Raw genomic sequence first — 9,131 nt, 5'->3', positions numbered from 1 at the left:
GTCAATCGCGCGCAAAGCACGCCGGCGCGACCGCGACAGGTTGTGCAGAGCTTCCCGAGCGGACGGGGCCAATGCCGGCGCATCGGCGATCGGCTGGCTCTGAGCGTCCGCCGCAACCACGTGGTTTTCGCCGGCGCGCACCTGCCAGGCGCTGGCAAAGCGCTGCTGATCGTTGCGGCTTTCGATATCGTCGACGTACCACCATTCGGCCTGCATGCGCTCGCGCGTGATATCCAGCAGCAGATAGCCGCGTTGGGTCAACTCGACATATTTCATATGCGGGTTCTGGCTCAAGAGCACAGGGCGGGTGTCGTTGCTGTCCCTCCCTGGCGAGGTGACGGATGTCGTCACAAACTCCACGCCCATCGACCCCATGCCGGTTTCCGGATCATAGGCCGTGGCGTCGTTCGGGTCTTCGGTGATATCCAGCGCCCAGGAGCTATGGATATCGCCCGTGAGTACGACCACGTTATCGATGGCCAGATTCGGGGCGGCCTGGCCGCCGCGGATGATATCCCATACCTGCTCCCGCGCCCGCGGATAGCCATCCCACTGATCCGAATTGATGAATACGCCGCCCTGGCCGCCGGGGTTGGCGGTATTGCTGGAATTGGGTGCGCCCTGGCGCTTGAGCTGGCCGAACATCACCTGCTGGCCGAGCAGCTTCCAGCGCGCCTGGGTCTGTTGCAGGCGCTGCGCCAGCCATTGGCGCTGGGCATCGTCCATCAGGGTTCGCTCGTCGTTGGCGTAATCGCCCGTATCGGTGAATCCGTTCTCTGCGTTGCCTGCCAGCTGCTCGTCGCGGCCGATCAGGCGGGTATCGAGCATGGACAGCGACACCAGATCGCCGATCTCGAAGCCGCGGTAAATACGCTCCGGGTTATCCGGATCGGTTTCGCGGATGGGCAGCCATTCGTAGTAGGCCTGGATCGAGGCGGCCTCGCGCGCGCTCCACGGGCCTTCGCCGCGGTCGGGGTCGTGGTTCTGGGCGCCGTCGCGCCAGCTGTTGTTGGTCGATTCGTGGTCGTCCCAGACCGCGATCATGGGATGCTGGCGATGCAGCTCCTGCAGGTCGACATCGGTCTTGTAACAGGCATGGCGCGTGCGATAGTCGTCGAGGCTGACGATCTCGTAGGGCGGTTCCGGGGCACGTCCGAGCGGGCGGCCGTCACCGTATTCGTCCGGATTTTCTGCCTCGGAGACACCCCGGCCCGGGTATTCGTAGAGGTAGTCGCCCAGATGCAACACCAGGTCCAGATCGGCGCGTTCAGCCACCCGGCCATAAACGTTGAAGAAACCGAAGGGATAGTTCGAGCAGGACAGCACCGCCATGCGCAGCCGTTGCACCCCGGCCTGCGGCAGCGTGCGGGTACGGCCCATCGGGGAACGCTCGCCGGCGGTTTCGAACTGGTAGTAATAGGTGGTGCCGGCCGCCAGGCCGGTCACATCGGCCTTGACCGTGTAATCCCGCGTCGCGTCGGTAACGACGGTACCACTGCGCAGTACGTTGGCCATGTCCGGGGATTCGGACAGCATCCAGTTGACGCTGACGTCGCCCTCGCTCGACGGGGTGACCCGGCTCCAGAGCATGACCCGATCAGCCAGCGGATCGCCGCTGGCTACGCCGTGGGCAAACGTCTCGGCGCTGCTGCCCGGCGCCCGCGACACGCGTACGGCACTGCCGCCATCGTCGCTACAGCCGCCCAGCCCCACCACGGACAGGGCCGCCCCGCCGGCAAAACCGGCCCGACGTAGAAAAGAACGACGCGTCTGCGGCGCAAGCGCGCTGCGATGATTGTGCTTCGGCTGACCCACGGCATAGCTCCTGCTGAAGATTGGATGGCTTCAGCCTGAAGCGGGCCTATGAAGTCTTCATGACCCGTCCCGGCGCTCGAACACGGCTGCCGGCAGGGCCAGCCCCGTGGTCGGCAGGTGGATCTGGCGCAGCGTCACGTAGACGAACAGCAGAGGGTTGACGTCGTAGATGGCCCGCAGTGGCGCGATCGAGGCCCGGTCGATAAAACCGCGGTCGGCCAGACGCCCCAGATCGACCGCGCCGGCCAGCGCCGAGCGCGGGTAGCCGCTGGCATAGGTGAGGCGGTCGAAGAACTGCGGATGCTGGAGCAACGGAATGAGCACGGTTTCGGCACGCTTGCCCGACAACACGCCGTCGAGCGAAATGGTCAGCCTCTCGCGATAGGCAGGCACCCGCAGCAGCGTGAACAGCGCCTGCATGACATCACCGCCGTCGCCGGCCACATCGCCGATCGACACGGTTATACGCACCCCGGCATCGAGCGCGGCCCGCAAGGCGTCGGGATTAACGGCGCCTTGCAGCCTGTCCGTCTTGCGCCCGCCGCCCACACGCGTATGCAAACGCATGTCGTGCTCGGCCATCACCGCATAGGCGGCCCGGGCCGACGCGCCGGCGAGATCGATCCGCTGGGCGATCGGCCACCAGGCCACGTCGCGCACGCCGGCATCGGCCCAGCGTTCAATCACGGCAAGCGCGTCGGCACGCGCGGGATGGACCGAAATCACCGGGGTCAGCCGGCCATCGCTGCGCGCTGCCAGCTCCACCACGTCGGCATTGGCGACGAATTCGGTCGTGGCTTTTTCGTCCAGCTTACCGTCCGAGCTATAGACGGCATCCCGGGCGAACACGTCGGCGCGATAAGCCGCTGGCATGGCCTTAATCTGGCGCAGCAGCCGCGAGGCATATACATCGAACACCTGCAGCTCGTCGTCGACGCCCGCGGCATGCCGCACAAACTGCCAGTCGAGCCACGCCCGCGGCGTGGTGGGCGGAGCCACGTTCACCCTCGGCTGGTTCGGCTCGGCTTCGAGCTGACGCCCGATCCGGGCACTCGATAAAAGCGTGATGCGATGGTCGACTATCGCGCCGTCGAGATCGCCCAGACTGTCGGCGATGAGTTGGCGCGACGCCGCCGGCAGCAGCCAGTCGGCGTCCTCGGGCTGATGGGTCCATGCGCCGGCATAGGTATGGAGCAGAGCATGCCAGCCGGCGACGCCGGCAACGACGACCAGCGCCAGAAACAGCGCCAGCACGCCGAGACGATTGAACAGGCGCTCGTAGCTCATCGTTCAACCCGCGGTGGCGAGACGGTCCTTGACCACGGTCTCGGCATGCAGACAGGCCACCCGGGTCTGCTCGCCGAATGCCCGCAGGGCCGGCGTCTGTGCCGCGCAGTCTGCCTGGGCCCAGGGGCAGCGGGTACGAAACACGCAGCCCGACGGCGGGTTGGCCGGCGATGGCAGTTCGCCCGGCAGGGCGATACGGCGTCGACTGCGCTCGATGGTCGGGTCCGGGCGGGGCACCGCCGACAGCAGCGCCCGCGTATAGGGATGGGCCGGCGTATCGAACAGCACGTCCGAGGGCGCGCGCTCCATGACCCGGCCGAGGTACATCACCATCACCTCGTCGCTGATCTGGCGTACCACCGCGAGGTCGTGGGCGATGAACAGCAGGGCGATACCGAACTCGGCCTGGAGCTGTTGCAACAGTTCGACGATTTTCGCCTGGATCGAGACATCCAGCGCCGATACCGGCTCGTCGCAGATCAACACCTTCGGTTCCACCACCAGCGCACGGGCGATGCCGATGCGCTGACACTGCCCGCCCGAGAATTCGTGCGGGTAGCGATTGATCTGGGACTGCGACAGCCCGACCCGTTCGATCATCGCCGCCACGCGGCGCGTGCGATCGGCGCGACTCAGCTCGGGGCGCAGATGGCGCAACGGCTCGGCCACGATCTGGCCTACCGTCATGCGCGGGTCGAGACTGGCCAGCGGATCCTGGAAAATCATCTGCACATCGCGGCGCAGCGCGTTCCAGCTGGCTGCCCGATCGTGGCGTATCGTGTTGTCTTCGAAAACAATATCGCCCGATGTCACGGGCACCATGCCGGTCAACGCACGCGCCAGCGTCGACTTGCCGCAGCCGGATTCGCCCACCAGGCCGAGCGTGCGGCCGGGCGTCAGCTCAAGGCTGACGCCGTCCACGGCCTTGAGCGGGCTCGCCGCGCCGCCGAACCAGCCGCCGCCCAGCGGAAAATGCACTTTCAGATCGTCTACCCGCAGTAGCGCTTCGCTCATCGACCAGCCGTTCTCGTAACGCATCGCAAACCCGATAACGATGGTACGCTGACCCGGTGAATTCGCCCACTGCACCCGGCGCTCTGACGCGCCCCAGCCAAGCGGGGCCGAGCCTGTCGTTGTTGAGCTTCAACATGCAGGTCGGCGTCGGCACGAAACGCTATCGCGAGTACGTTACCCGCGGCTGGCGTCATGTGCTGCCCAGCCAGCAGGTACGCGACAACCTCGATCGGATCGGCGAGCTGCTGGTGGGTCACGACATCATCGGCCTGCAGGAAATCGATGCCGGCAGCCGGCGCAGCCAGTATCGCAACCAGATCGAACAGCTGGCCGAGGCCGCCGGCTTCGAATACTGGCGCGTTCAGGTCAACCGCAATCTGGGCCGCGTAGCCCAGCACGGACTCGGGCTGATCAGCCGCTATACGCCGTTTGCCGTGAGCGAGCACAAGCTGCCGGGACGCCTGCCCGGGCGCGGCGCGCTGATCGCCCGCTTTGGCACCCCGGACGAACCCCTCACTGTCGTGATCACGCACCTGGCGCTGGGCGCAGGCAGTCGCGCCCGTCAGCTGGCCGCGATCTGCGATCTGGTCGCCCGCGACCGGCACGTGGTGATCATGGGCGATACCAACTGCACCGCTGCGGCATTGATCGCCGACCCGGCGCTTGCCGCCAGCGGCCTGCGCGTCTACGACCGGCCGCTGCCCACCTTTCCGAGCTGGCGGCCGCGCCGCGGAATCGACCATATCCTCACCTCGCCGAGTCTTGCGATCGACGAGGCCCGGGTGATCGATACCGTTCTGTCCGATCACCTGCCGGTGCATATGCGTATTGCGCTGCCGGGCCCGCTGGCCGGCACGCTCGCTGCCAGCCACGCCTTGGCCTGATGGCGCCGGCCGGCCCAGCCGACTAGAAGTAAGACGAAAACAGCCAGAAGAACGAATCGCGCAGGCGCGTGGGCCAACGCCGGCGATGCAGCTCCGCGAGTGAATAGGCCCGGCTTTGGGCGATGGTGTCGCGAATATGCGTGGCCAGCCCGCCCACGCCCGTCGGATCGAAGATCTCAACCGCCAGCTCGAAATTCAGGCGCAGGCTGCGGGGATCGAGATTGGGCGAGCCCACCAACGCGTAGTCTTCGTCGAGCACCAGTAGCTTGGTATGGGCGAACGGCGGCGGCCGGTAATAGATCTGTACGCCACGCATCATCAATTCACCCAGCGCATGCCGCGATGCCCAGTGCACGAACGGCAGGTTGTTCTTGGCCGGCAGCACGATCTTGACCTCCAGACCCCGCAGCGCCGCCGACTGCAGCGCCCCGACAAGCGCCGGGCCCGGCAGAAAATACGGCGTCATGATCAATACGCTGCGCCGGGCACTGGCAATCGCGGTCTGGATGAGCGTGGTCAGGCGCTCGGTATCGCGGGTGGGCCCGTTTTCGATACTGCGACAGGCCGCGTTGCCGGCCGGCGCGATCTCGCCTCGCGATACGCCGGTCTGGCGTCCGGTGGCAAACGCCCAGTCGGACAGGAAGACCGCCTCGATCTGGCGCACCACTGGCCCGGCAAAACGAAAATGCATGTCGGCCACGCCGTTGCCGGTTTCCACCAGATGCCGGTCACCGATATTCATGCCGCCGGTGAACGCCACCCCCGCATCGGTCACAAGAATCTTGCGATGGTTGCGCAGATTGATCTGCAGCGAGGGCGGAATCAGCCGCGGCGGCAGAAAGCGCGCGGCCTTGACGCCCTGCTTGTGCAGCAAACGGACCGCCCGCCAGCCCGGCCAGGCATAGTATTCGCCGACACCGTCGATGAGCACGCGCACGTCCACGCCGCGTGCGGCCGCGCGGGCCAGCGCCGCGATAAAGCGTTTGCCGGTACGGTTGGTTTCGAAGATATAGGTGTTCAGATAGACGAAGCGGCGTGCCTTCTCGATCGCCTCCAGCATGGGCGGGTAGGCCTGTTCGCCGTCGTAGAGCACGTCCACGCCGTTGTCGGCCACGACCGGCCAGGCCGAGAGCCGATCGCCGGCAGCGGCCAGGCCAAGCCGCCGGCGGTCGAGTATGGCGCTGTAATCGCGCAGTTCAGCGTTGGCCCCCGGCTGGTGTGCGCCCAAACCATGGCGGGACTGACGATCCAGGCGCCGTGCACGGATGCGCACGCGGTTGACGCCGAACATGTAATACAACAGCGGGCCCACCGGCGGAAACAGAACCGACACGCCGATCCAGCCGAATGCGCTGCTCGGTGTTTCCCGGGTGAGCAGCGCGTGCACGCTGGCCGCGATCGCGCTGCCGGTCAACAGCACGACCGCGCCCCAGAATTTGATCAGCGCAATCAGCTGCGGGTCGGTCAGATAATCCGGCAGGGTCATGAAGACACACGCGCGAAATGCGGTGTTTCCAGCTTGGGCACGGCAGCCAGCAGATCGCGGGTGTACTGGTGGGCGGGCGACGCAAAGATCGTGTCGATCGCGCCACGTTCGACCACTTCGCCGGCGCGCATCACCAGCAGCCGTTCGCACTGGCCGGCCACCACGCCCAGATCGTGGGTGATCAGAAGCAAGGCCACATTCGTACGCTGGCGTAGCTCGGCCATGAGATCGAGGATATCGGCCTGCACGGTGACATCCAGGGCGGTCGTGGGCTCGTCGGCAATCAGGATATCCGGCTCGCAGGCCAGCGCCATGGCAATCATCACGCGCTGACGCATGCCGCCCGAGAACTGGTGCGGGTAATAGCGGATTCGCCGGGGCGCATCCGGAATCTTGACCGCTTCGAGCATCTCGATCGCCGCCTGGGTCGCGGCCCCGCCGCGCAGCCCGCGATGGCGGCAGATCACTTCCTTGATCTGGGTGGCGATACGCAGATGCGGATTGAGCGTGGTCATCGGATCCTGAAAGATCATGGCGATACGCGCACCGCGAATACGCTCGAGCGCGCGTCGCTTCGCGCCGATCAACTCCAGCCCCCCGCTGTCGGTTTGCAGGGTCGCGCTACCAGTGACCCGCGCGTTGTCTGCCAACAGGCCCATCAGCGCCAGCACGCTCTGACTCTTGCCCGAGCCGGATTCGCCCACGATGCCCACCGATTCGCCGGCGGCCAGCTGTAGATCGAAACCGCGCACGGCCTCCACCACGCCATCGGGCGTGTCAAAACTCACTTTCAGATCGCGAACGTCGAGCAGCATGCGCCCAGTGTATGACAAGCGCCGTATCACGGGCGGCCAGCGCACGTAGCAAACAGCGCGCGGCCGCGCGCCGTAGGCGCTCGACGCATCGACCGGGCCCGAAAAACCGATGCCGTGCAGCCTGATGCGCGGCCGCGGCACAGATCCGTTTGCCCGGATTGCATGCACTTTCCCGAGTCGGCGGCTGCACCTTTAACGCGCAAGGCCTTTCAAAATAAAGGCCGGCGAGGGCCGATTCAGCCGCCTGGCGGTTGTTTTGCGGGTTGGCACCGAAACTGCATGCAGTGGCTCGTCCTCTTCATGACAGCCCTTTCAAGGATGGCGCCCGGCAACGAATCGTATCCGCAGCCCCGTGGGGCGCTCGCACGCGAAGGCACGAGCGTCGACGACATGGTTACGCGCCTGTCGGAAGAGATCGTGGCCGGGCGCTGGCCGCCGGGTACCCGGCTGACCGCGGCGGGCATCGCCGCGCGCTTTTCGGTATCGCGCACGCCGGTACGCGAGGCGTTCGGCCATCTGTTCGCCATGGGGCTGGTCGAGCGCCGTCCCAATCGCGGCGTGGTGACCGCCTCGATCGACGCACCCACGCTGTTTGCCATGTTCGAAGCCATGGCCGAACTCGAAGCGGCCTGCGCGCGCTTTTGTGCCTGGCGCATGCCGCTGGCCGAACGACGTGCGCTGCAGGCATTGCACGAGTCTTCGCGCGGGCTGCTCGCAGCGCATCGTCAGGCCGAGTACAGCGCGTTCAACGACCGCTTTCACAGCGCGCTCTACGACGGTTCGCGCAGCGATCACCTGATCGAACTCACGCGGGCGACCCGTGCTCGCCTGCAGCCATTCCGTCACACCCAGTTCGCGATCGAACGCCGCACCCTGCATTCCTTCGACGAACACGCCGCCATCGTCGCCGCCGTGCTGGCCGGCGATGGCGCGGCCGCAGCCGAGGCCGCGCGCGCACACGTGCTTTCGGTCGCGCGCAGCGCGCACTGCTATGTCGAATCGCGCAGCGAGTCCACGCCATGAACGCCTGCGCGCTGCGATCCGAAGCGCACTGCGTACCGCTGCGCCCCACGGCGGCGGTACCCCATGACCCCTTTGTAAATCCTATCGACCGTTTCATTTGAGGCATCAACCATGAGCAAGACGCTTTCCCTGCCCGCCGACCCTTACCGCTGGCCGTTCGATACCGAGGTCGAGCTATCGAAACTGGCGGTGATCGTGATCGACATGCAAACCGATTTCTGCGGGCGTGGCGGCTATGTCGATCGCATGGGTTACGACCTGTCGCTGACCCGGGCCGCGGTCGAACCGCTACAGAACGTGCTGGCGGCCGTGCGCCAGCACCCGGAAATCATGGTCATTCATACGCGTGAGGGTCACCGCCCGGAGTAGGTCGATCTGCCCGCCAACAAACGCTGGCGCAGCGAACAGATCGGCGCGACGATCGGCGAGCCCGGCCCCTGCGGACGCGTGCTCACGCGCGGCGAGCCGGGCTGGGAAATCATCCCCGAGCTGGCGCCGGCCGACGGCGAGATCGTCATCGACAAGCCGGGCAAGGGCTCGTTCTATGCCACCGATCTGGAGCACGTCCTGCATACCTGCGGGCGCAGCCATTTGATCATCGGCGGCATCACCACCGATGTCTGTGTTCACACCACGATGCGGGAAGCCAACGACCGCGGCTTCGAGTGCCTGATGCTCACCGACTGTACCGGCGCCACCGAGATCCGCCACCGGGATGCGGCGATATCGATGATCAGCATGCAGGGCGGCATCTTCGGCGCGACCGCGCCCTCCTCGGCCCTGCTGGCCGGGCTCGAATCCGCCTGA

7 protein-coding genes and 1 pseudogene are annotated in these 9,131 nt (G+C 66.3%); 3 read left to right on the top strand and 5 right to left on the bottom strand.

The annotated features are described in order from the left end of the window. From ABNU97_RS05725 to ABNU97_RS05715, 3 genes are all read right to left on the bottom strand, one after another. Positions 1-1,815, bottom strand: a 1,815-nt coding sequence (locus ABNU97_RS05725) for an alkaline phosphatase D family protein (protein ID WP_348765789.1), incomplete at its 3' end; no start/stop codon positions are given. Positions 1,816-1,872: 57 nt separating this feature from the next. Continuing rightward, positions 1,873-3,102: a hypothetical protein gene (locus ABNU97_RS05720; protein ID WP_348765788.1), complete on the bottom strand. Its 1,230-nt coding sequence runs from the start codon at positions 3,100-3,102 to the stop codon at positions 1,873-1,875. A gap of 3 nt (positions 3,103-3,105) precedes the next feature. After that, complete coding sequence (locus ABNU97_RS05715) at positions 3,106-4,116, bottom strand: oligopeptide/dipeptide ABC transporter ATP-binding protein (RefSeq protein ID WP_348765790.1); 1,011 nt, start codon at positions 4,114-4,116, stop codon at positions 3,106-3,108. A gap of 56 nt (positions 4,117-4,172) precedes the next feature. Between ABNU97_RS05715 and ABNU97_RS05710 the strand changes: the two genes are divergently transcribed. Next, complete coding sequence (locus ABNU97_RS05710; RefSeq protein WP_348765787.1) at positions 4,173-5,000, top strand: endonuclease/exonuclease/phosphatase family protein; 828 nt, start codon at positions 4,173-4,175, stop codon at positions 4,998-5,000. 22 nt (positions 5,001-5,022) lie between these two features. Here ABNU97_RS05710 and ABNU97_RS05705 read toward each other — a convergent pair whose 3' ends face one another. Then, positions 5,023-6,486 carry a phospholipase D-like domain-containing protein gene (locus ABNU97_RS05705; RefSeq protein WP_348765786.1) on the bottom strand — a complete coding sequence of 488 codons (1,464 nt, stop codon included), beginning with the start codon at positions 6,484-6,486 and terminating at the stop codon, positions 5,023-5,025. Beyond that, positions 6,483-7,274 carry an ATP-binding cassette domain-containing protein gene (locus ABNU97_RS05700; RefSeq protein WP_348765785.1) on the bottom strand — a complete coding sequence of 264 codons (792 nt, stop codon included), beginning with the start codon at positions 7,272-7,274 and terminating at the stop codon, positions 6,483-6,485. Before ABNU97_RS05700 ends, ABNU97_RS05705 begins: the two co-directional genes overlap by 4 nt. A gap of 345 nt (positions 7,275-7,619) precedes the next feature. Between ABNU97_RS05700 and ABNU97_RS05695 the strand changes: the two genes are divergently transcribed. Together ABNU97_RS05695 and ABNU97_RS05690 are read left to right on the top strand one after the other, a co-directional pair. Continuing rightward, on the top strand, positions 7,620-8,324 hold the full coding sequence (locus ABNU97_RS05695) for a GntR family transcriptional regulator (RefSeq protein WP_348765784.1): 705 nt from the start codon (positions 7,620-7,622) through the stop codon (positions 8,322-8,324). Positions 8,325-8,435: 111 nt separating this feature from the next. Further along, a pseudogene (locus ABNU97_RS05690) lies at positions 8,436-9,131 on the top strand (isochorismatase family cysteine hydrolase).

This window comes from uncultured Salinisphaera sp., from assembly GCF_964012375.1.
Taxonomy (GTDB): Bacteria; Pseudomonadota; Gammaproteobacteria; order Nevskiales; family Salinisphaeraceae; genus Salinisphaera.
The sequence above is the reverse complement of the archived record's forward strand: the minus strand, read 5'-3'. Positions and strand labels throughout refer to the sequence as shown.